The sequence below is a fragment of the Gammaproteobacteria bacterium genome (assembly GCA_029881255.1).
In the GTDB taxonomy this organism is placed as follows: Bacteria; Pseudomonadota; Gammaproteobacteria; order S012-40; family S012-40; genus JAOUMY01.
The window spans coordinates 306,983-328,329 of record JAOUMY010000005.1 but is presented as its reverse complement, the minus strand read 5'-3'; the positions used below and the strand labels follow the sequence as shown (position 1 = coordinate 328,329).

The window sequence follows — 21,347 nt, the reverse complement described above, 5'->3', positions numbered from 1 at the left end:
ACTGCGCTGGGGTTCGACGTTGATAGGCGGTGTTGCTCATAATATCCTCATGGCCGTTGTGAAACGATGAGGGAATTCTAAATGGGGAGTACTATTTAAAGAAGGACGTCACGAAATGAACGGTTACCCTTGAACGTGGCAACAATCTCACGCGTGGTCATGCCTTTGGCATACAGAAAATGAATTTTCTCGTCCATGCCGGTAAAGCGGGTTTGCTGTTTCTTGACGAGTTGCGGCTCGAATGAGCTGTCTCGATCGCGTGGCACATCAATCTGAAATTGGCCATCTTCGGTGATGAGCGTCTTACTAGAATAGCCGTTTCGACTATTGCTACTGTCCGATGTTTGGTGTTTGTCGTAGCCCAGGTGATCATCGAGCTCCGCATTGAGTGCCGCCTCTACGGTGATCTTTTTCAGCATCTTACTGAAGTCACTTAAATCCTTTTCTGACTTGATGCTCTTGGCTGCTTCGCGTGCGAAGGCTTCTATTTCCTTTTGTTTCATCTCGCTTATCTCCCTTTAGGGTATATGATAAGCAGATACACAATCTAATTTACAGTCTCTGTAGGTAGAAAAGTGCACAAAGAATTATGTGAACACAACTATATTGTTCGTGCGTTTTAAACTCGAAATGGGTTAATTTGGCTAATACGTTTATTCTGGGAGGGAGATAGTCAAAACTTTTCGCAAGATAGATGTGTCCGTTTTTATCGGCAATGGCTAATCCAGACTGTATTCGATGATCTGTCCATTATTGTTCTTGGCGGACTCACCAATACTGATGATTCCATTTCCTACCAGCGGTACACTTTCTCGGCGGATATAGACTTCTTCGTTGTTAGAGGTGACAAAGGTGCCATTAGTGCTCTCATCCACCAACATAAATTTACCACGTCGGTATTCAATCTTAGCGTGAAAACGGGAACTCATATTTGATCTGACGACGAGTTGGCAACTATCATGGCGGCCAATCCAGAACTCGTGGGTCTGAGCATCCACTTGTTGAACGCTTGCCCCTGCCTGGAGTTTCAAGTGTTGCGTATCTTGGGTACTGTAATTAACCGGAATACTTATTGTCGTAACGTCCGTCATTTCCCACATATATTCATAGATATTTGTGGTTTCCTGTTTGCCTTTAAGTGTGATGTGATCAAAAAGTCGGGTCCGTCCCTTTTCTAACGAGAAGAGCTGTTTAACAAGTTCTTCGGTAAGAAGTATTTTGTGTGCACCTGCGATATTGGACAGATAAGCCGCGACATTGACTACGTCTCCAGCAATGTCATTGGTGCTGACCATGAACGGTCCTAGATGGGCGCCGATGCGCAGGGTGATCGGTTTACCCAAGGGCGTTAACATACTCCGTGCCGCCGTCTGCATCTCGGCAGCTGCACGTACGGTTGCATCAGCCTTCGGGAAGCGACACATGACCGCATCACCAATAGTCTTGATAATGACACCCTGATGCTTCAAGGTAATTGCAGATAGAGTACTTAGGCAGCGATTTATTTGTTCTGCAGCAACCTGGTCTCCCAGATCTTCATATAAGGCCGAACTTCCTACTACATCCGCAAATAGAATCACACCTTCCTGGGTTTGCATTTCTTTCCTGTACGCTGAGTCTATTGGCTTCATTCTAGAGGAGATAGTGTCTGTATGCGATAGTAAAAATGTATTAGCGGGAGCGCAAATGCCTCACTTCCGCCGGGCTCATCCCGTTATTCGCATTAATACTAATGCAAATAAAGTGGTAATTAAATTTATTTTTTTGCCGAATAAAAACTAGCGTTTGGTGGAAGTCATAAGCAGTGTTTTTAAGTATATGAAAAATATGGAAAACATAAGAACGATGGAGTCTGAACAGTCGGCTTTTGTTGGTCGGCAACCCATATATGACAAGAATCTAGGCATTTTTGCCTATGAATTACTTTATCGTAGTGGGTTGGTCAATGTTGCGGGTGTATTTGACGGCGACGAAGCTACTACCAGGGTGATATTGAATACCTTTGTAGACATCGGTTTCGAAAATATCGTTGGCGACAAAATGGCCTTTGTTAACCTCACCGAAAATTGCATCAATGGCACTATCCCTCTACCGCTAACACAGAAACATGTGATACTCGAAATTCTCGAGGACGTACGTGCAACACCCGAACTCATAAAAATACTCGGAGAATATCGAGACAACGGATTTAAGATAGCTCTGGACGACTATGTTTTTGAAGACAAGATGAAAGCGTTTCTTCCTGTCGTTGACATAGTAAAAGTTGATATACAGGCGGTGGACAATACAAAGTTAGTAGAGGGCATAAAGTATCTCAAACTAGTTGGGAAGACGATTCTTGCGGAAAAAATCGAAACACTAAAGGAATTTGAAGCCTGCAGGGAAATGGGATTTGATCTTTTTCAAGGGTATTTTCTATCTAAGCCAGAGGTAGTGGAAGGTAGAAAACTCAGTACCGGTAAAGTCGTTTTAATGCAGTTATTGTCTTTGTTACAGGATCCTGAGGTAGAGTTTGGTGCTTTAGAAGCTTTGATTTCCAAGGATGCAGCGCTGAGCTTCAAATTGCTACGGTATATACGATCTCCTGCCGTTGGCGTAACAACACAAGTTGATTCCATTCAACGCGCCCTGATGATACTTGGGCTGGACGCGCTTAAACAGTTTATGACATTGTTGATTATTGCTGACGTTGGTGGTTCATGTAACGAATTGGTTCGTGTTGCGCTAACTAGAGCGAAAATGTGTGAGCAGATTGCGGTCAGGAAAGGTGTCGAAAAGACGAATAGCTTTTTCGTCGTCGGTTTATTTTCCGCTCTCGACGCGATGCTGGGAATCTCAATGTCAAATATTTTAAAAAGTTTGCCGCTGCATAAACGCCTCAATGAGGCCCTGCTTGAACGTTCTGGTGATGAAGGGAAAATTCTGAGGTGTGTTACGGACTATGAGAAAGGAGATTGGGACGTATTATTGTGTGAAAAGCTTTCGCACAATGCAATCGCTAGTTCATATCTTGATGCGATAAAATGGGCAGACGATATGTTGGCCGAGCTTGAGAAGCTTGATTAGCATCCACGGCACATCAGATCCTTTTTAGGATCGTTTTATGGGGCTGACTTTCTGGCCGGGCTCTACATCTGAAGTTGATTGTGTACTACGCACATATTCATCCGCTATATCCAACACCTTGTTTACGATCACGCCAGCGTGGGCGTGGTAAAAACGTAGATCACATCGAATCGGCGCGGTCAGGTCCGTGCGTGCTTCTAACTGAAAACTTAGCCAGGCAATGACAGGCAAATCGTTATTTGTGGCATCTACCACTAACCAGACGTCATCATTGAGCTCGAGTTCAAGGCCTCTCAAGCCAGCAAGTTTCATCCTTAGCGGCTTTTTGTTGCGCTTAATTGCCACGCGTAGCGCATTAAAGCGAGCGGCGTCGATCAACGCAGTGGATTGAGCTAATACGGGAACACTTTCAAGGCGTGACGGCATAGGTGTTTCTGTCCTAAAAAATTACAACGGGGTTTATATGCAATTTGCGTCCCTGTTACCACTATCAACCCCAAAAGCAAGCATTTGTGCGACCTTTCTATACTTGTGGTCCTCTTGGCTGTGAGCGCAAATCATCACGAAACAGTCAGGGTGTTGGGTGTGGCACCTTTCCAATTCTTCAAATATGAGATCCGGAAAATGCGCGTCAACCATTGATAGTGGCCAGGTTTGCCAATAGGTATTTTCATCACTATTGACTGGAGAGTATTCGATACTGACCAGCCAGTCATTTTTCGAACACTTTACCAGAAAGCTACGTATCTCTGTTTCGCTGTGCGGCGTATTGCTTAAAAACTGATAATGCGACATCAGCGAAACTTAGCACAAAAAGACGTGTTTGCGCAGATTTTTATATCGTCCCTTTTGAATCACAACATATACCGTAATGTCACGCTGACATGATTGCCAAAACCCGTGCTCATATGCGCATGGTCGCCACTCGTGCCCGTGTCATCATGTGGCGCGACGGCAACATCCTGCTCATAGATGTATGACGTCGTGAGCTTGATGTTTTGCGCTGGCTTCAGGACGAGCGCAAACGTCATCTGGCTTTCTACGCCGCTATTTTCTCCATTGTCAGTAGTGTCATAGCGATAGATGCCGAGAAGTTTTTTGGTGAATTTATAATCTGCTTGGAAGGTGAATCCATAACGTGGTTCACCTTGAGTATCCGCGCTATGTTTGCTGACATCCAGAGAAAATTGGCTTCGAAGATCCAGATTTTTATAGCGAACATTAAACGCTGCCGTCATGACTTGTTTTTCTACGCTACCGTTAGCGTTATACCATAGCAGCGAGGCCGAGCTTCCAGCAAAATCGAGACGTCCGGTTGCCCAATAATCCAGTCGATCATAGTTTCGACCAGTGTCAGCGTGAGCGTGGCCATCGGTCGCAATGGTATCCGATGCGGGTATTTCGCCATTTGCCAAGCCTGCGGATAGCAGCAGCCAGTCGTTGTAGCCGTAGAACTCAATACCCTCATGTTGCGCGTAGCCTGGGCCCACCTGAGTGAAATTGGCCCCCGCGCCGTGGTGTCCGCCGCCATATGCCCCAATGTCACCACTGGGAGTGTCCAATGCGCCACTGTGACCGTAAAAAGAAGTCCAGGTCGTAGGGTCAAGTGTTCCTGCTCGCAGGTTTACATAACTTGAATCCAGTATATTGGTGCGTGCGATCGTGTAGCGATGCACTTCCGCACCGGAGGATGAAATATCTGCACCTACCCAAATGGGTGTATTTTCGGCGAGGCTACCAGTTGCCAGAAATCCCACGGCATTAGGGACTCCTAGCTCTGGAGTGACAGTGCCACCCTTCATACTCATTAATTCCATATCACCAGTGATACTGAGAGTCTCGGCCAGCTTGCGTAGCAGTTTATCCTCTTCCTGACCTTTATCATCGTCCAGGCCGAAACCGCCATCGTTTTCCTTTTTTAGCTGAAACCCATTGCGCATGAAACGCTCTCCGCGAGTGTTTAGGCGAGGGAAAGACTGGGTGTGGCATTTGTCGCATTTGGAACCCGTGGCGCGTGCAAAGGCACCGGTGGCCTGCGATTCTATGCTAAATGTGGATAAAAAAATTAGAGTTAAAAATGGAAGGCTAACTACGCCCGATATAAATCTGTTCAGTTGGTTCATGATTTGGTCTCTATGAATTAGTGAATTTTCTTGACTGTAATATCAGATTTTTCACCGTTGAGGCTCAGGCGTTTGCCGAACGATACGTAGTGAAAGCGTCCGCTGGTATAATCGTCGTGTATGGCGAATCCTATCTGCAACGGTGTGGAAGCGTCGAGTTTTTTAAGACCATCGCCTGTTGTTTTCAGGCGTCGCTTGAATTCGACTGTCCAAACGTTGTCTTTTTTTTCCGCTACACTGGTTACCGGCTGTCCCTGATGGAGATGTCGTTTTTCGAGGATGTATCCTGAAACCGTTTCCATAGATTTCTTACCGGGGCGTGCTTGCCAGAATTCCATAAAGTTATTTTCGTCGAGCAATGCCTTTAACTCCGAGACGCCTTTGTATTTATCACCACCGCCCTTTTGAGTGATGGTCTGCCGGGATTTGCTGGTATACAACTCACGTTTTTCACCATCGGCAGAAGGCATGTTGGCAACGTCGACATGGCATACCCCCCAGCAACCGGCGACACCGGCTTCCTTAACCCGGCCGTCGTCAAACATGACTGCGAATTTGGTTTCGTGGTTGGCATCCATCTTTTTTCCGCTGCTGAACTCTGGGTCTTGCCACTGTGCGCGCAGGTACAGAAAATCCGCATCAATGGCTGCCTGGATGCTGACGGTAACAGAACCCGGTTTGCCCGCAATGGCATCCGAATCCATTTTTTTTCCGCTGGCGAGTGCTGCTCCCATCTGTTTTTCTTCTGTCTCGTGACATTCGAGACAGGGAGTGCCTTTACGTAGACTCTTCGAGCCCTTGTGTTGTGTGAGTAACCATTCCCATGAGGCCTGGCCTGGATAAAACAGAACGAATTCCTGACTGTCCACTTGTCCCCAATCAATGTTGTTTGCATAGACATTTGGTGAGACAACGGCACATATCAGGAGAGCAATTTTCCCTGATCTCATTTTTTCATCCCCGTCATTCAAAACTCCAAGATAATATTTTCTTCTTCTGATGTTTCCATCAAATCATGAACTGCTTTGTGTGCGATTCCCTTGTGGCACTCGATGCAAGTTTCACCGTCTTTAGTGGCTTGCTGGTGCATTTTAGAGGCGCGTTGACGTTGTTTGTCCATATCCATAGAGTCGAAACTGTGGCAGTTGCGGCATTCGCGGGAGTTTGACGCTTTCATCGAAGCCCATACTCTTTGCGCCATTTCCAGGCGACGTGCTTCGAATTTTTCCGTAGTGTCGATTGTCCCCAGGAGATGATGATAAATATCTTTGACGGCTGCAAATTTGCGAATGATGGTTGTGCCGAGGTCATGTGGTATATGGCAATCAGCACAACCGGCGCTTACGCCACTGACGTTTTTATAATGCGTGGTTCGCCGATACTCCTGATATACCGTCGTTTCCATCTCGTGACAGGAAATACAGAACTCGTTAGTGCTTGTGGTTTTTATAAACGCACTCATGCCGAGTCCACCCAATAACGCGAGTGCGACTATGGAAATACAGACCAGAACAATGACGATTATGCGGCGGTCTTGGAAGTTCAATGTTGTTATAGCCTCTTCCAATAAGGGGGTAAGACAAAGGACGATAATAACACTATGTTGGATTCAAGTAATCACGTCACAAAATAGGCTGAAGTTGAGTCGGGATTTTAGAGAAGTTGAGCTACAACGTAGACTAAAGCTTGTCGCTCGACGCTCGTTATAAAAGAGATGCCAATCTGTTTAGCGAGGTCGCCATGCCTTCCACATTGACGGTTTTTGACGAAACAGCCCGTGGAGAACGTACCCATAGAGTGCAATTGAAACTTGCGAGCGAGCGCTTGACATTACGTGAGCTGATAGAGCGACGTGTACAGGCCGAAGCCGAAAGCTTTAATCTGCGCCGCCCGGTGAATTTTCGAGCCCTGGTGCAGCCTGCGGACGCTGAGGAGACTAGTCAGGGATATCGTTTGCGTCAACATCGCGATCTTGACTGGAAGGTGCAATGCGAAGAGGCTCTAAAAGCCTTTGAAAATAAAGCATTTTTCGTGATGGTGGATCACAGGGAAGTGCAGAGCCTTGATCACGAACTGACGATAACGCCGTCGACGGACGTTAGCTTTATCAAGCTAATGCCAGTGGTTGGCGGCTAAAAGATCGTTTTGGTTGGTGGTATCAAGCCGGGCCGCTATATTGCCTTTTTCCAACGTTTAAACCTGGATTAATCTTGCCTGCCTAGACTCTGCCCGAAATCGGCTTGGCCCGGTTTTGGAAAAATAGACATATATTGTCTATACTCAACGAGTGTCTTGGTTTTTTTCTATTAAATCAAGGCGCTACTATGGCGCAGTTCCAGACTGCATTCACCTACATTATCCGAAGGAGGTCACTATGGGTGGCATGGGTGGTATGGGTGGTGGAGGAGGCGGCGGCATGGGCGGTATGGGCGGAGGAATGGGCGGTGGCATGTAGGCCACACCAGACTACCGTACAAGAACAACAACACCACACGCGCCACATCGAAAGCCGTGTAGATGCGGTGATATGGGGAGCGGGTATCTACCCGAACACTTATCACTGATGACTTGTTCCATCATCAGATAAACCGTAGTAAAAGAGAAAGAGAGGCTTCGGCCTCTCTTTTTTTGTTTTCAGCTTCAGGAAGGACGGTGTGGTACAGAATGGATACCTAACCGTCGGAGATGAGTCATTGCTGTTTAAAGGTCTATTTGAGCTATTGAGTGAAACCCGCCGCATCAAAAAGCGTTATGCGGAGGAGTTGGTTGACGAGTTATCGACAATAAAGCTTGCAGCGATCGCGGTGCTTTTGATCGCTATATCCAATACAGTACTGATTTGGTTGTTAGGTCAGCCGCTTAATCTCATTTTTCAAAGTCAATACCAGCAGCTATTGTCTGTCATTTTAGGGCTGATGGTAATGGTTATTCTGAATCAATCGGCCCATTTTATTGCGCGTATACTATCGAGTGGTGCGGGATTACGATTTGTTGGCCGCTTGCGTAACCGTTTTCTCGGTCATTTATTGGAAGTTTCTGCACCAGTTTCCGACAAATTTGAGCAGGGTGATCTGCTGTCACGTTTAAGTCATGACGTGGATGAAGTTCAACGTGTTGTGATTGAATATCCGATATATGTTTTATCTCACATTTTAACAATATTGTTTTATGTGGCGATGTTGTTTTTTTTAGATCCATATCTTGCGGTACTCGCAACGATGTTGACGCCATTGTTTGTGATGCACCAGAAAATATTTGTTAATCGTAAACACAAGGCCGCAAGCCAGTTTATGCACAACAATGGCAAATTGTTGGCGTTCGAAAATGTCTTGATCAGTTTTCTGAAACCTATGACCAGTTTCGGCGCATCAACACGCATGCGTCAGCAACACCTTCAGCGTTTCAATGACGCGTATCGGGCAGCGATGAAAGAGCGTTGGCTAGAGGCATCGTTCGGCGTCAGCCTGAGCGCATTGATGTATGTGTGTATTCTTGCTGTCATATATGTTGGTATCGGCTTTGTCGAACAATCCAGGCTAAACGCCGGTTCTTTAGTCAGCTTTCTGATCTATCTTGGATATCTTTCCGTTCCTGTTCGAGGTCTTGCAGAGATGCCCTTTCAGGCGCAAGCCGGACTTGCGGCGAGTAGACGATTGGAAGAAGTGCTGGCGCAAAGCGCAGATGTACGGCAGAGCGGGTGCGAGAATTTCGTCGCCGGTGATAACGGCGTGCGTATCGATATACAGGATTTGTGGTTTGCCTATCCCGGATCTCAACCTTTGTTTCGTGGTGTCGATCTGGCGTTCATTCCCGGTGAAACAGTCGCCATAGTAGGAGCGAGCGGCAGCGGTAAGTCTACGTTGGTAAATGTGTTATTGCGTTTTTATGATCCACAGCAAGGCGAGATCTTGTTCAACGGCAAGAATATTTCAGCGTATGACCCGGTATCGCTGCGCAAATACATTGCAGTCGTCTGGCAGGAACCATTGTTACTACCAACCAGTATTCGGGAGAATCTACTGCTCGCTTGTCCTGATGCAAGTGATTCGATGTTGCAACAGGCCTGTGTCGATAGTGGTAGTTGGGAATTTATTCGAAATCTGGAGTTGGGTTTGGATACACCCATAGGCGAAGGCGGTTTTACTTTGTCTGGTGGTCAGTTGCAACGGCTCTCGATTGCACGTGCCTTTTTGCGGAATGCTCCCATTCTGATTATGGATGAACCCAGTTCCGCGCTTGACAGCGAATCGGAACAGCATCTGATGCAAAGTATTCGGCGACTATGCGTGGGACGAACTACGATAATCATAGCCCATCGGTTTTCTTCAATTCGTGAAGCGGATCGTGTTGTATATCTTAACGGTGATGGAAGTGTGGATGTTGGTACTCACTCACAGCTTGTTGCTGAACACTCATCATATAGTGCAATTGTTGAGTGGCAAACGCGTGTCGATGTTGAATCATAATTACCTTGATAAATATTGGACAAAGTCCAAATTATTCTTCAGAATGCAAATGAACAAATGGTGAGCTAATCTATTGCAGGAGGAGCAACATGTCGTTAAAAGGTAGTAAAACAGAAAAAAATCTGAAGGACGCTTTTGCCGGCGAATCTCAGGCAAATCGTCGTTATCTTTACTTTGCTGCCAAAGCAGACGTCGAAGGTTATAACGATGTCGCAACTGTTTTCCGTTCGACGGCAGAAGGTGAAACCGGTCATGCCCATGGTCACCTGGAATATCTTGAAGAGGTAGGCGATCCTGCAACAGGATTACCAATTGGAAATACCTCCGATAATCTCAAGGCGTCGATTGCGGGCGAAACCCATGAATACACAGATATGTATCCGGGTATGGCTAAAACGGCTCGTGATGAAGGTTTTGATGAAATTGCTGATTGGTTTGAAACACTGGCAAAGGCCGAGCGTTCTCACGCTAATCGTTTTCAGAAGGCCCTCGACACACTCGACTAGATCAAAGAGTACACGTAAAACTGGCCACATCCGTGGCCAGTTTTTCTCACCAAAAAAAGAATAAACAGACTGTCATTCCAAGGGAGTTTTATGTCTGGACCGAAATCCCCTGTGCGTGAAGGTAGCCTGGAGGCTCCTACGCGACATTCGCTCGACTGGAAAAACCCCGAGTTTTATAACGAAGAATCACTCATGCACGAACTTGAGCGCATCTATGACATTTGTCATGGATGTCGCCGATGCGTCAGTCTTTGCAATGCCTTCCCGACACTTTTTGATCTGGTAGACGAGTCCGACACCATGGAAGTTGATGGAGTCGCGAAAAAAGATTACTGGAAAGTCGTCGATCACTGCTATTTGTGTGATTTGTGTTATATGACGAAGTGTCCTTATGTTCCCCCGCACGAATGGAATCTGGATTTTCCACACACGATGTTGCGTGCAAAGGCAGTAAAGCATCGCAAGGGGGACGTGAAGCTGCGAGACAAGATACTGACCTCGACAGATGCCGTTGGCTCTTTGGCAGGTATTCCCGTTGTGTCTGGTGTGGTAAACAGCGCCAATAAAATTCAGGCTACGCGCAAGATTTTACAAAGCGTACTCGGTATACATACTGACGCGGTGGTTCCGCAATATCATAGCCATACAGCGCGCAAACGGCTAGCCAGCCATAAGTCTTTGGCGCAATCAGAGGCTACGGAGCAGACCGCAGGCAAGGTTGCGGTGTTTGTTACCTGTTATGGCAACCGCAATGCGCCACAGATAGTGGAAGATCTGGTTGCCGTGTTCGAACACAATCAACTTCATACCAAACTAATAGATTCCGAAGTATGTTGTGGTATGCCTAAGTTGGAGCTCGGTGATCTGGAGGCAGTTGAAAGGGCAAAAAACAAAAACATCCCGGTAATGATTGAAATGATAGAGCAGGGTTTTGATATCGTTGGACCGGTTCCGTCCTGTGTATTGATGTTTAAACAGGAATTGCCCTTGATGTTCCCGGATGATAGAGATGTACAAAAAGTAAAACAACACATCTATGACCCGTTTGAATATCTCATGCTTAGACACAAGGCTGGAAAGTTAAACACCAGTTTCCAGCGAGGTTTGGGTAAGGTGTCGTATCATGCATCCTGCCATTTGCGAGTACAGAACATCGGTTTGAAAACCCGGGATGTGTTGGCATTAACGCCAGGAACTGAAATCGATCTTATTGAGCGATGTTCGGGCCACGATGGGACGTATGCGGTAAAGCAAGAGTACCACGATATTTCCATGAAGATATGTCGACCCGTGATCAACAAGGTCAAGAAATTTGAACCAGATCACTATACCAGCGACTGTCCAATGGCGGGCGATCAGATAGAAAACGGTTTAAAAGATGGTCGTGGTGCGACACATCCCTTGAGTCTTTTGCGTATGGCTTACGGAATTTAGTTTTACTGTATCAGTGATGGACAGATAGTAGAGGTAGCATGTCTGACAAACTTACACGTAGTGATTTAATGTCTCTGGAATCCTATGCGGAAGCTCGAAAGGAGTTTCGCGCCAAAGTCATCGAACATAAAAAGAACCGAACGGTTCACTTGGGGCAGAATGCGACCTTGTATTTTGAAGACCGTCTGACGGTTCAGTATCAGGTGCAGGAAATGCTACGCATCGAAAAGATCTTTGAAGCCGATGGTATAAAAGAAGAACTGGAAGCCTACAATCCACTCATTCCCGATGGATCTAACTGGAAGGCCACGTTTATGATCGAATACCCTGACGTGGATGAACGTAAAAAGATGTTGGGGCAGCTCATCGGTATAGAGCGCCAAGTTTGGGTGCAAATTGATGATTGCGACAAAGTATATCCAATCGCAAACGAAGATTTGGATCGCGAGACTGATGAAAAAACTTCCTCGGTACATTTTCTACGATTCGAGTTTACCCCAGGTATGATCGAAAAGGCCCGAACCGGTGCAGCGATCGCGATAGGTGTTGATCACAATGCCTATTCAACGGTAGTGAAGCCACTTCCCGAAAATTATCGCAATGCTTTAGTTGCGGACTTTGATTGAAAAATCACACTATTATTTTCTATGAATAGAAGGCCGCAGTTGAAATCAGGGCGTGTACGATTGGTGTTGTTCGACGGATAGGTAGGTCTGCAGTCGTTTGCGCCAGCCGGGTAGCCAGCGTCTTTCGTCACGGGGCGCATTCTCCACTCGGCGCGTCAATATGAAATCTGCCGCTTCGACAAACGCGTGTGTTTTGCTTTCCCGACTGCTATTCATGTGGTCAAGAACCTGTGCTAAACCCCAGCCGAGGCCGTTGTAACGTTCCTTTTCTGAAATGCCCTCACCTTTGAAATTAACGTAGTCAACCAGTGTATAAACGCCATTAGGATAGGCGGCTAAAGCGTAGAAGTTTTCGCGGATATGCATTTTCGCAAACGGGTTCTTTGTGTTTCTCAGGATACGCGGTAGCGCTTCTTGCAATCGCATAATGACAAACTGAGTTTGCTCGGCGAAGCTGTCCTGTAAGAAGGAACGTAGCCTTTGCGTAAATTCACTGTTCCTATTTGCCAGAAACTCTTCGCGCGAATTCCACGGTGCTGCGCTATCAGGATTCAATTCCGATGGCAAGTTACGCGTTTGACTGAGAAACCGCAGCAGTTTCGGAAAACTTTCCTCGAAAGTGTGTTCAACACCTTGCGGATACCAGATGAAATGCCCAATACCTAGAGATGGAAAATCTTCTCCTTCATTCCAGGAAATCAGGTTCTCCAACTTCCCACCACTTTCGTTTTGCCATATTTGCTTTCCAATCTGCTGTGCTTGCATATCATTGATGTGAATTTCCTGCGAAACCGAAAAATAATTCGCAAGAAAGACAAGTACAGCAATTGTAAGCAGGAAAAAGGAAAGCCAGGGCAGGGCGCGGGTTTTATTGGTCATAGCCTCGGCACAGATATTCAGGAAGAACGACCTTAGCACGTCGGCGAAAAAAACTCAGCTAGTTTGCCTGCGTTGGGCGAAATCCACCTGCCCCAGGGGTAGGGCAGGTAGACTCGCTGTTTAGGCTAGCGCCGATAGTAATTGCTTATAAAGCCTGCTGCCGGCGCAGCCGTTGGGGGTGGCAGTATGCCGCCTTCGATAAACTCAAGAACGCTAATTGAGTCCATTAAATTCAGGAGATCATGATGATCGGCATGCCCGGGCATTGCACTTCCTGGATTTCCGAATCGGATTTTATGCAAAGCTTCCTGCGGATCTGCAAGAACAAAATTATGCAGAAAGATAGGTGGTTCGCCCGCAGGTGCTAAATCAATCGCCGTACCATCTGGGCCGTGACATGCGGCATCGCCACAGCCTCCGGCATCTGCGGCTGCATGAAATACCGTCTGACCATGTTCGACGTTGCCACCTGTTACGGTTCCGGTGGCGAGATCGATAAAGTCATCAGGCGCCATGCCGTGCATTGCTTCTTGCTGCAAATCGACGACTAAACGTGTTAGCGCATACAAGTCCTCAGGTGATACGTGTGCTGCGAAGGCGTGATCTCCTTCAGCATGCACCGTTCCTGAATGGATGAAATCGTAGATTGCTACAGGTTCCATATGGGTTGGCATAGTGTTGTGAGACGTTACGATGCCCTTAATGCCGGTTTCGTAACTGCTGCCACTGACACCATTGATTCCGTCTGCGCCCACATAGTCCCAGCCATGACAGGCTTTACAGCGCCAGGTAATTTCTCCAGCTGCTGGTGTTAGGTTAGTCGCAGCAGGTGTCCACAATGCATGATCGACACCGACAATCTCCGGTGGAACAACAAGCGGTGCGGTTTCGTCATGTGCCGTCCACCATTCGTCGTAGAGGATACCGCCGCGTGCGAAATCGAGTGCGGGTTGATTCGCGGTAGCGTGATCTGCGCCAGCCTGGAAGGTTCTGAAGTCGAAACCAGTCGCACTGGCGATCAGGCCGTTCTGTGCGTAGGCGACAATATTGACCGCCTCGTGCAGCACATCCTTTGTTGCATGTGCGGGATATTCGCCCAGGCCTTTCATGAATACAGGTTCGCTTCCGGGTTGACCAAAGCGGATGATATGCAGTGTTTCCCAAGGGTTTTCGCGCGCCAGAGTATCAACAAATTCGTTAGGTTGAGTCGCTGGGTCACCATCAATGAAATCGATCATCTTTCCATCTGCGCCATGACAGGCCTGACAACCACCTTCGGTGATATCGAGGCCGAACATTGTCGCTCCGTCCGCTTCCACACCAGCCGTAAGTCCGGTTTCCTGATTAATGTAGTTACTTGGAGCGCGCTGCGCTAATGCGTCTTCGTGCATAGTGATAACAAATTTGGTCAGGGCATATATCGCCATGTCATCGAGAATCACGTGACCAAATGAATGAGACAGCGTATCGACCATGCCGTCGTGTAGAAAGTTATATACTTCTTCCGGTGTCTGTAGCACGGGTTGGCTACCACCGCTTATAGGTATGATGCCTTTGATACCGGTATGAAATGGGCTGGCAGGTTTGCCATTGATACCGTCAACTCCCTGGTAGTCCCAGCCATGACAGGAGCTACATTCCCAGGTAACTACTCCGGCCTCGTTGGTATTTTCCACCGGCCATAGCTCGTGAGTAGTTGCGGTTTCAGCAGGTACCGGCAACATTGTGCCATCTTGATTTGTCCACCAATGATCATATAGGCGACCACCCCAATGCAGGTCTGCAAGCTCATAGAGTGCTGGATCAAATGGGACGAGAGTGGCCTCGCGAATATGGAGGTTTGATCCCTTAATGCCGGGGCGTTTGTATGTTGGGGGTGCTTCACAAGAACTGATAAATAGAAAAACAAACAGACATAAGACTGCCTTTACACTGTACAACTTCATTTCCGTACTCCCCTCCAGCATTGGAGCGTCCTGCTCTTTCTTATTGTTAGCAATTTTATTTGTAAAAAAATCTAACTGAAACGATAGGTTATATTATTTTAGAGTATTTGTCTGGTGCTGTGCCCTCGATCAATTCCCCTAAAATCTGATAGTTAGGTCGTAAATTAATATAGTTTTCTGAACGCAGACTGATTATTCCCTGGGGAGTTTAATGTTGGCTGAAGAGCAAATATGCCTATTTTGTAGCATCGTCGAAATCTTTGATGATATGTGGCGGTAGAGGGGCGCTGTACCTGCTTACGACTAGGATGCTGGCTAGAGAAAAAATAAAACCGGGTACAATTTCCTAGACATCAAATAGGCCACCACTTCAAAGAACAACATAAGCGACACTTTCACCAGTATTGCTGCCATAAGCAAACCCTGAATAAGATCGGTCTACGAAACTGCGAGGAATCCGTCAATCACAATATTTGACATGATAATGACCGTACCCATGGTCAATGCAATACGGGAAGTCAGACACAGCATGGAATAGCTGGCACCGACGCATAGAGTCGCGACATAGTCTGAGACCTTACCCTGTGTGTCAGGCAGTAGGCGAGATAGCCCACGACCAGTACGAGTAGCCAATACGCGATAAATGCAAAAATAGTCATATTTATTCAGATTGTAGCGTGCAAACGTTATACGCGTTAGTCAGTATTGGCTTGATTGCATAATCATGCAGCTTATCGTAGTATTTTTGGGAAATTCAAAGGGAGTGAGTTATGTCCAGTCAATACCCTGTCATCGCAGTTACGGGCTCGGCGGGATCGGGTATATCATCGGCGGCTAACGACTTTCGTCAGATTTTTCAGCGGGGAAATGTAAACGCCTGCTTTGTCCACGGCAATAGTTTTCGTAAATATCCCGGTAAAGACTTGGTACGCATGTTTCGAGATGCAGAAAAGTCTGGAACGCCATTGAGTGCTTTTGGCCCCGAAATCAATTTATTGAATCGCCTTGAAGGCTTGTTTCAGGAATTTTCACGGAGCGGTAGTGGAACGGTGCGTGAATATGTTGAGTCCGATGAGCAGGCGCAGCGATTAGGTGTTGAAAAAGGGTTGTTTTCTGCTTGGGAAGAAATTCCTGTGGATACCGATGTGCTTTTTTACGAAGGGCATCATGGCGGTTATATTGAATCTCTGTGGTCAAAACGCGAATTGAGCCAGTCAAATAACCCGCTGGTGATACAAAAACGTCAGCAATCCCAAACGATCGAAGACCCAGGTGTCGATATCGCACAGTGGGTCGATTTGCTGATAGGGATAGTGCCGAGCATCAACCTTGAGTGGATGCAAAAAATCAATAGAGCCTGTCAGTTGACTTTTTGTTCCGCACAGGACGCTGTTAATCTCATTCTGCGACGCATGCCGGATTACGTAAAGTTTATTACGCCTCAGTTTTCCTGGACGGATATCAATTTTCAACGTATTCCCATGGTGGATACCTCCAATCCATTTGTGTTGACCGATGTTCCTCTGGAAGACGAGTGTATGGTGGTGGTGCGTTTTCGAGAGCCAAAAAAATATAATCTGATTGCCTATAAAGAGAAATTCCCTGGTGCTAAATTTACTCGCCCAAATACCTTGTTAATACCCAATACCCACATGTCTCAGGCGATACGTACGATTTGTGAACCGATAGTCACTCAATTGATGGAGCGGCGTAAGGAAGCTGTATGCCAATTGGCGTAGGTCTCGCTGCAGCAAATCGTTCACAACAAAAGAGCATTATTCGCACGAAGAATGCTTTCAGACTTGTATGTAAATACAGATGTTTCGCGTTCTTTTGAGTCAAATATTTGAAGCTTTTGTGATGAGTTACCCTTTCACTATTTCGGACGATTAAAGTTTCGTAATTCATTTGTGCTTGCTTTCACTCCTCGTGAGTATTAAAAGTGTGTAAGCAAGTCACGCAAAATATTATGGATGACCAAATGCAAGAGCAATCTTCAAACGAGCAATCCCAAAGTGCAAAAGAAAACCTTGATCCTGTTTACATAAGCGAGCAGCAATTTAATCGAGCAAAACAATATATCCACGGGCTAAAACAAGGTCTCATCGATTTTCTCAAACAACCAAAGCGTATTTATCACGTAAATTTTCCAGTAGAGCTGGATGATGGTTCGGTGAAATCATTCCAGGCATATCGAGTAGTTCATAATCGCGTGTTTGGACCGGGCAAAGGCGGTATTCGATATCATCCTGAAGTGACTCAGGACGAAGTAGTAGCTTTAGCAAAGCTTATGACATGGAAATGTGCATTAGTGAATATTCCATTTGGAGGCGCAAAAGGCGGGGTAGTCTGTAATCCTAAGGAATTGAGTGACGGAGAACTGCGGCGTATCACGCGGCGATTTACTGCAGAGGTCTCTGACGTAATTGGTCCGCATATTGATATTCCGGCGCCGGACCTCTATTCCGATGAGCAAACTATGGCCTGGATATTCGATACTTATGACATGTTGCACCCTGGGCACAACAATAGGCCAGTAGTCACGGGAAAGCCAATAGAAATGGGCGGATCATATGGCCGTCGCGAAGCGACCGGTTTAGGCGTGTTGTTTGCGACGGAGCGTTTTTTATCAAAGGCGCTGATACCGGAGAAGCAGGAAGTTGCAGGTTGTCGTGTCGCAATACAAGGATTCGGCGCTGTGGGTGCGATTGCCGCGGATGCCTTTTTTCGCAAAGGTGCAAAAATTGTTGCCGTTAGCGATAGCCGCGGAGGCATCTACTGTGCGGACGGTTTGGATCCTTCGGCAGTCGAAGCATTCAAAAAACAAAACGGTACCGTTGTTGGTATGGCAGAAACCCTAACCATAACCAACGAAGAAATACTCGAGACGGATTGCGATATTCTGATTCCTGCAGCCATGGGTAACCAAATTCGTGCGGATAACGCGCACTGCGTTAAGGCGAAGCTTGTCGTTGAAGCCGCAAACAATCCCACCACACCGCAGGCCGATGCATTGCTGGCGGCGAGAGGAATTTTTGTATTGCCAGATATACTCGCGAATGCCGGTGGTGTAACCGTGAGCTTTTACGAATGGGTACAGAATCACGCGCATGAGCATTGGCCGTTGGAGGAAGTCATCGACAAATTGCAACGCAGAATTCATGACACAGTGGATCATGTGTTTAGTCGTTGGCAAAGTTATGTGGTTGGTGAAAACGGTATGGCCGATCCGAACTCACCAATACCGCATGAACTACCCGATTTTCGAACAGTTTCCTTGATTATTGCTATCGAGCGTGTCGCTAAAGCGACATTAATGCGAGGAATCTGGCCGTAGCTGCCTTTATGTGTCGTTTGTTTGTATAGATTTGACAGTTTGAATAACCGTGTTTAACGCGAGTGTTGCTTCTTCTCTACTCTCTGTGTTAACACGAAAAAATAGCGGATAGTCTTGTTCGCTAAGAGTCTGCCACGATTGTAACTGGTGATCTAAAACAGCGATATCAGCATCCGAGGCGTCGCCTGTTCGTTTGGAAACTCGTTGTCTCAACGTATGGGTTGAAGCATAGAACTCAACAATAATGAAGCCGATATTGTTCTCGATCGCTGTTTTTTGAAACGCACGTATATGTACGGGAGATTGAAATGTTGCATCGACAATGACATGGTATCCGGCGTCTAATATTTCCTGCGTGAGTTTCAATAAATGTGCGTAAGTTTTGTCAGTCGAGGATGCGCCGTATATTCCCTCGCCAGGTGTTGTTCTCGTAATTTTGTGTGCATCCTGTCCGTGTAGGCGTTTTCGTTCCACGTCAGAGCGAATTCTGATGGCGCCTAGATGTTGTAGTAAATTTTGCGAGTAGGTTGTCTTTCCCGTTCCTGATGGGCCACGTGTAAGTATGAGCATGGGAGTTCGCGTTTTTGTATACGCTGTAGCGAGATCCAAATATTCATGGGCTTCCCTATCGACCTTTATGTGTTCCTGTTGTGTGCTGTCGGTCTGTATCAGTCGAATCGCCGCTACCATGCCTCTGACCAGTGCACGATAGGTGAGATAAAAGCGTAACAGTGATAGGCCCGCATAGTCTCCTGTGTATTCCAAATAGGTATTCATGAATCGCGACGACAGTTGTGATTGCTGTCTATCATCGAGGTCCATGATCAGAAAAGCGATTTCACTAATAACGTCATTCCAACGCAAGCCTGGACTGAATTCAATACAGTCAAACACCAGTGGTGTTCCATCGTCCCACGCGATATTGCGTAAATGCATATCACCATGGCATTCCCGTACGAATCCAGCAATCTTACGTTTTTCAAAGCTTGGGCCAAGCGTTTGAAATTGATGTTTGCACCAGGTGTCTATTTGATCTAGCTGTCGTAGCATTTCTGGTTCGCTGAGAGCCTGCCTAAAGCTCTTTATGGTTTCTGTAACGATATGGGTTATATGATTTGTATCACCATAAGGCTCTTCGACGGAACAGGATGGGATGTTCTTGTGAAAACTTGCGATCATAGTGGCCAGCGCATCAATGTGAGACTCCTGCAATTCTCCTCGCGACAGCATCTCGTCAAACTGATTCCGGTGCTGAAACTGGCGCATGCGTACAGCATATTCTAGCGTTGGCCCGTCACCATTCATGATTGGATGGTCTTCTCGGCCGGTAATGGGGACAACAGATAGGTAATAGGAAGGGGCAAGTCGTCGATTAAGACGTAATTCCTCTTCACAGAAATAACGACGTTTTTCGAGACTGGAAAAATCGAGAAAACCAAGATTGACGGGCTTTTTTATCTTGTAGGCATATCTACCCGTCAGGATAATCCAGGAGATGTGAGTCTGTATCAGCTTGCATTCCCAAACAGGATGAGAATAGGCTTCTGGTTCTAGCAGCGCCAGTATAAAGCGCGGTGTTTTTATAGTGGCATCCATGCCAGTATTTTACGCCGTGACTCAGCACATGCAATGCGTGACTGTCACTTATTTAGCCACGAACATAGGTCCAGCCCTCACTCAGTCGAGTGAGGATAAAATCAAATGCCATCGGTACCATATGTACGTCCGGCAGCATCGCAATTCTCCGGCCTTCCCGCAGTTCGGCATTGCTTCTTGCCGAGCTACATGCACGGAAGGTCACGTTGGAAAAGTCCGACGTCATTTGTCTAATTTCCTGCGCAAAAGGTGATCCTTCGCGCATAAAGTCGATTCCGTCGGAGTTGGCAACAATTTCTAACTGCAAATTGCTGCTCTTGTCCTGGGAAGCCAGCATACCTTTTGCGGTATCCAGCGCGGAAAGTATTTGTCTGGGGTTCATATCACTGATATGGATTAGAACCCGGTTGCTTTGTAGATTGTGGTTTTGAATTTGATCAATGCTGAGAAATCCAGGGTCAGCAACTTGAGTATTAAATTGCCCACCAATCCATCCTGCGATCGCGCCGCAAATAATGAGAGCAAAGGAGGCGGCGAAATTTCTAAAAGGCAGTCTCTCTGTTGTTTTTACTCTGGAATGCGCCAGTTGCGATGGTAGGGGTGGGTTGGAGTATGCCAGTGCTATCGAGTCTTTGGTTCGACGCAAGGCACAATAGCGAGAAGCCACCTCTTGATCCTGTTGCATAATGGACAAAACATGTGCTCTGTCATCGTTATCCAATTCGTTGTCCAGCAAAGCGTTTAATTTCTCATCTGAAACTGTTTCTTTGCGGCTCATTTTATAATCCTCAATTCTGGTTTATTGGAAACGGTCTCTCTCTCCATTGTAATCAAGATATCCTTTAATTCTTTTCTCGCTCGACACAGGCGACTCATTACCGTGCCGATAGGAATATCGAGAATTTGAGCAACCTCTTTGTAGCTCATTTCCTCTATATCGACCAAGCTCAATACTTGACGCTGGTGCAAAGGTAAACGTGCGATGGCTTGGCGAACCCCGGAAATGAGATCATTTCGTTGTTGATGTGTGTGGATATCATCAAAAGGTTCGTGTTCGATTTGGTCCAAGTCAGACATTTCCCGGCGATTTCGCCAATAGTCCTTCCAGCAATTATTTAGAATACTGAACAGCCAGGCATCCAATGCATCGGTATCTTTCAGCTGATGCATGTTCTTTAAGGCTTTCGCAAGGGTGTCTTGTGTAAGATCTCCCGCAAGATCTGGGTCATGACACCAGGAATAGGCCAGGCGGTAGAGGCGATGCCAGCGGCTTTCAAGCTTCTGGCGGGATTTGCGAGACTGGGTAAATATTTCCCACATAGTGCAACCTTCTAACGTTACCACGTATTATTTAAGACGGCTTGGTCT

The 21,347-nt window shown here is 46.6% G+C and carries 21 protein-coding genes and 1 pseudogene; 9 read left to right on the top strand and 13 right to left on the bottom strand.

What is annotated here, in order from left to right:
• Positions 1-128: 128 nt before the first annotated feature.
• Both OEZ43_12555 and OEZ43_12550 read right to left on the bottom strand, forming a co-directional pair.
• Positions 129-503, bottom strand: a pseudogene (locus OEZ43_12555) (transposase).
• A 216-nt stretch (positions 504-719) separates the two neighbouring features.
• A complete protein-coding gene (locus tag OEZ43_12550) occupies positions 720-1,598 on the bottom strand; it encodes an adenylate/guanylate cyclase domain-containing protein (protein MDH5546417.1) in 879 nt (292 codons plus the stop codon).
• A 229-nt stretch (positions 1,599-1,827) separates the two neighbouring features.
• Here OEZ43_12550 and OEZ43_12545 point away from each other — a divergent pair, with 229 nt between their 5' ends.
• Complete coding sequence (locus OEZ43_12545) at positions 1,828-3,066, top strand: HDOD domain-containing protein (GenBank protein MDH5546416.1); 1,239 nt, start codon at positions 1,828-1,830, stop codon at positions 3,064-3,066.
• 24 nt (positions 3,067-3,090) lie between these two features.
• Here the strand turns inward: OEZ43_12545 and OEZ43_12540 are convergent, their stop codons facing one another.
• The 5 genes from OEZ43_12540 to OEZ43_12520 all read right to left on the bottom strand — a co-directional run bounded on the left by OEZ43_12540 (position 3,091) and on the right by OEZ43_12520 (position 6,735).
• Positions 3,091-3,492: a hypothetical protein gene (locus OEZ43_12540; GenBank protein ID MDH5546415.1), complete on the bottom strand. Its 402-nt coding sequence runs from the start codon at positions 3,490-3,492 to the stop codon at positions 3,091-3,093.
• A 33-nt stretch (positions 3,493-3,525) separates the two neighbouring features.
• On the bottom strand, positions 3,526-3,861 hold the full coding sequence (locus OEZ43_12535; GenBank protein ID MDH5546414.1) for a ribulose bisphosphate carboxylase small subunit: 336 nt from the start codon (positions 3,859-3,861) through the stop codon (positions 3,526-3,528).
• Positions 3,862-3,920: 59 nt separating this feature from the next.
• The gene (locus tag OEZ43_12530; protein ID MDH5546413.1) at positions 3,921-5,006 is read right to left on the bottom strand and encodes a hypothetical protein; all 1,086 of its coding nucleotides are present in this window, start codon (positions 5,004-5,006) and stop codon (positions 3,921-3,923) included.
• A gap of 200 nt (positions 5,007-5,206) precedes the next feature.
• Complete coding sequence (locus tag OEZ43_12525; GenBank protein MDH5546412.1) at positions 5,207-6,139, bottom strand: ethylbenzene dehydrogenase-related protein; 933 nt, start codon at positions 6,137-6,139, stop codon at positions 5,207-5,209.
• 17 nt (positions 6,140-6,156) lie between these two features.
• On the bottom strand, positions 6,157-6,735 hold the full coding sequence (locus OEZ43_12520; protein MDH5546411.1) for a NapC/NirT family cytochrome c: 579 nt from the start codon (positions 6,733-6,735) through the stop codon (positions 6,157-6,159).
• A gap of 140 nt (positions 6,736-6,875) precedes the next feature.
• On the opposite strand from OEZ43_12520, the gene OEZ43_12515 reads away from it, so the two are divergent.
• The 6 genes from OEZ43_12515 (at position 6,876) to OEZ43_12490 (ending at position 12,221) form a co-directional block, all read left to right on the top strand.
• Positions 6,876-7,325, top strand: coding sequence for a hypothetical protein (locus OEZ43_12515; protein MDH5546410.1), 450 nt, complete (start codon positions 6,876-6,878; stop codon positions 7,323-7,325).
• Positions 7,326-7,567: 242 nt separating this feature from the next.
• Entirely contained in the window at positions 7,568-7,753 is a 186-nt protein-coding gene (locus OEZ43_12510; protein ID MDH5546409.1) for a hypothetical protein, read from the top strand.
• Between the two features lie 90 nt (positions 7,754-7,843).
• Positions 7,844-9,655 carry an ABC transporter ATP-binding protein/permease gene (locus tag OEZ43_12505; GenBank protein ID MDH5546408.1) on the top strand — a complete coding sequence of 604 codons (1,812 nt, stop codon included), beginning with the start codon at positions 7,844-7,846 and terminating at the stop codon, positions 9,653-9,655.
• Positions 9,656-9,744: 89 nt separating this feature from the next.
• On the top strand, positions 9,745-10,161 hold the full coding sequence (locus OEZ43_12500; GenBank protein MDH5546407.1) for a rubrerythrin family protein: 417 nt from the start codon (positions 9,745-9,747) through the stop codon (positions 10,159-10,161).
• A 90-nt stretch (positions 10,162-10,251) separates the two neighbouring features.
• Positions 10,252-11,595 carry a heterodisulfide reductase-related iron-sulfur binding cluster gene (locus OEZ43_12495; GenBank protein ID MDH5546406.1) on the top strand — a complete coding sequence of 448 codons (1,344 nt, stop codon included), beginning with the start codon at positions 10,252-10,254 and terminating at the stop codon, positions 11,593-11,595.
• Between the two features lie 38 nt (positions 11,596-11,633).
• A complete protein-coding gene (locus OEZ43_12490) occupies positions 11,634-12,221 on the top strand; it encodes a DUF3501 family protein (GenBank protein ID MDH5546405.1) in 588 nt (195 codons plus the stop codon).
• Between the two features lie 45 nt (positions 12,222-12,266).
• Here OEZ43_12490 and OEZ43_12485 read toward each other — a convergent pair whose 3' ends face one another.
• The 3 genes from OEZ43_12485 to OEZ43_12475 form a co-directional block, all read right to left on the bottom strand.
• Complete coding sequence (locus tag OEZ43_12485; GenBank protein MDH5546404.1) at positions 12,267-13,100, bottom strand: hypothetical protein; 834 nt, start codon at positions 13,098-13,100, stop codon at positions 12,267-12,269.
• A gap of 125 nt (positions 13,101-13,225) precedes the next feature.
• Positions 13,226-15,046, bottom strand: a complete 1,821-nt coding sequence (locus OEZ43_12480) for a hypothetical protein (protein MDH5546403.1) — start codon at positions 15,044-15,046, stop codon at positions 13,226-13,228.
• A 438-nt stretch (positions 15,047-15,484) separates the two neighbouring features.
• On the bottom strand, positions 15,485-15,679 hold the full coding sequence (locus OEZ43_12475; protein ID MDH5546402.1) for a hypothetical protein: 195 nt from the start codon (positions 15,677-15,679) through the stop codon (positions 15,485-15,487).
• 137 nt (positions 15,680-15,816) lie between these two features.
• Between OEZ43_12475 and OEZ43_12470 the strand changes: the two genes are divergently transcribed.
• The gene (locus tag OEZ43_12470) at positions 15,817-16,785 is read left to right on the top strand and encodes a phosphoribulokinase (protein MDH5546401.1); all 969 of its coding nucleotides are present in this window, start codon (positions 15,817-15,819) and stop codon (positions 16,783-16,785) included.
• Between the two features lie 242 nt (positions 16,786-17,027).
• Positions 17,028-18,383, top strand: coding sequence for a Glu/Leu/Phe/Val dehydrogenase (locus tag OEZ43_12465; GenBank protein ID MDH5546400.1), 1,356 nt, complete (start codon positions 17,028-17,030; stop codon positions 18,381-18,383).
• Positions 18,384-18,389: 6 nt separating this feature from the next.
• Here the strand turns inward: OEZ43_12465 and OEZ43_12460 are convergent, their stop codons facing one another.
• From OEZ43_12460 to OEZ43_12450, 3 genes are read right to left on the bottom strand one after another with little or no spacing between them, the layout of a single operon-like run.
• On the bottom strand, positions 18,390-19,979 hold the full coding sequence (locus tag OEZ43_12460; GenBank protein MDH5546399.1) for an AAA family ATPase: 1,590 nt from the start codon (positions 19,977-19,979) through the stop codon (positions 18,390-18,392).
• A 52-nt stretch (positions 19,980-20,031) separates the two neighbouring features.
• Positions 20,032-20,757: a hypothetical protein gene (locus OEZ43_12455; GenBank protein ID MDH5546398.1), complete on the bottom strand. Its 726-nt coding sequence runs from the start codon at positions 20,755-20,757 to the stop codon at positions 20,032-20,034.
• Positions 20,754-21,299 (bottom strand): sigma-70 family RNA polymerase sigma factor, encoded by a 546-nt coding sequence (locus tag OEZ43_12450; GenBank protein MDH5546397.1) that lies wholly within the window; start codon positions 21,297-21,299, stop codon positions 20,754-20,756. Before OEZ43_12450 ends, OEZ43_12455 begins: the two co-directional genes overlap by 4 nt.
• Positions 21,300-21,347: the final 48 nt, after the last annotated feature.

What these genes read in the sequence shown, in the direction of transcription:
- OEZ43_12550 (MDH5546417.1), bottom strand. Translation starts at nt 1,598, where the DNA reads ATGCAAACCCAGGAAGGTGTGATTCTATTTGCGGATGTAGTAGGAAGT.
- OEZ43_12545 (MDH5546416.1), top strand. Translation starts at nt 1,828, where the DNA reads ATGGAAAACATAAGAACGATGGAGTCTGAACAGTCGGCTTTTGTTGGT.
- OEZ43_12540 (MDH5546415.1), bottom strand. Translation starts at nt 3,492, where the DNA reads ATGCCGTCACGCCTTGAAAGTGTTCCCGTATTAGCTCAATCCACTGCG.
- OEZ43_12535 (MDH5546414.1), bottom strand. Translation starts at nt 3,861, where the DNA reads ATGTCGCATTATCAGTTTTTAAGCAATACGCCGCACAGCGAAACAGAG.
- OEZ43_12530 (MDH5546413.1), bottom strand. Translation starts at nt 5,006, where the DNA reads ATGCGCAATGGGTTTCAGCTAAAAAAGGAAAACGATGGCGGTTTCGGC.
- OEZ43_12525 (MDH5546412.1), bottom strand. Translation starts at nt 6,139, where the DNA reads ATGAGATCAGGGAAAATTGCTCTCCTGATATGTGCCGTTGTCTCACCA.
- OEZ43_12500 (MDH5546407.1), top strand. Translation starts at nt 9,745, where the DNA reads ATGTCGTTAAAAGGTAGTAAAACAGAAAAAAATCTGAAGGACGCTTTT.
- OEZ43_12495 (MDH5546406.1), top strand. Translation starts at nt 10,252, where the DNA reads ATGTCTGGACCGAAATCCCCTGTGCGTGAAGGTAGCCTGGAGGCTCCT.
- OEZ43_12490 (MDH5546405.1), top strand. Translation starts at nt 11,634, where the DNA reads ATGTCTGACAAACTTACACGTAGTGATTTAATGTCTCTGGAATCCTAT.
- OEZ43_12485 (MDH5546404.1), bottom strand. Translation starts at nt 13,100, where the DNA reads ATGACCAATAAAACCCGCGCCCTGCCCTGGCTTTCCTTTTTCCTGCTT.
- OEZ43_12480 (MDH5546403.1), bottom strand. Translation starts at nt 15,046, where the DNA reads ATGAAGTTGTACAGTGTAAAGGCAGTCTTATGTCTGTTTGTTTTTCTA.
- OEZ43_12470 (MDH5546401.1), top strand. Translation starts at nt 15,817, where the DNA reads ATGTCCAGTCAATACCCTGTCATCGCAGTTACGGGCTCGGCGGGATCG.
- OEZ43_12465 (MDH5546400.1), top strand. Translation starts at nt 17,028, where the DNA reads ATGCAAGAGCAATCTTCAAACGAGCAATCCCAAAGTGCAAAAGAAAAC.
- OEZ43_12460 (MDH5546399.1), bottom strand. Translation starts at nt 19,979, where the DNA reads ATGGATGCCACTATAAAAACACCGCGCTTTATACTGGCGCTGCTAGAA.
- OEZ43_12455 (MDH5546398.1), bottom strand. Translation starts at nt 20,757, where the DNA reads ATGAGCCGCAAAGAAACAGTTTCAGATGAGAAATTAAACGCTTTGCTG.
- OEZ43_12450 (MDH5546397.1), bottom strand. Translation starts at nt 21,299, where the DNA reads ATGTGGGAAATATTTACCCAGTCTCGCAAATCCCGCCAGAAGCTTGAA.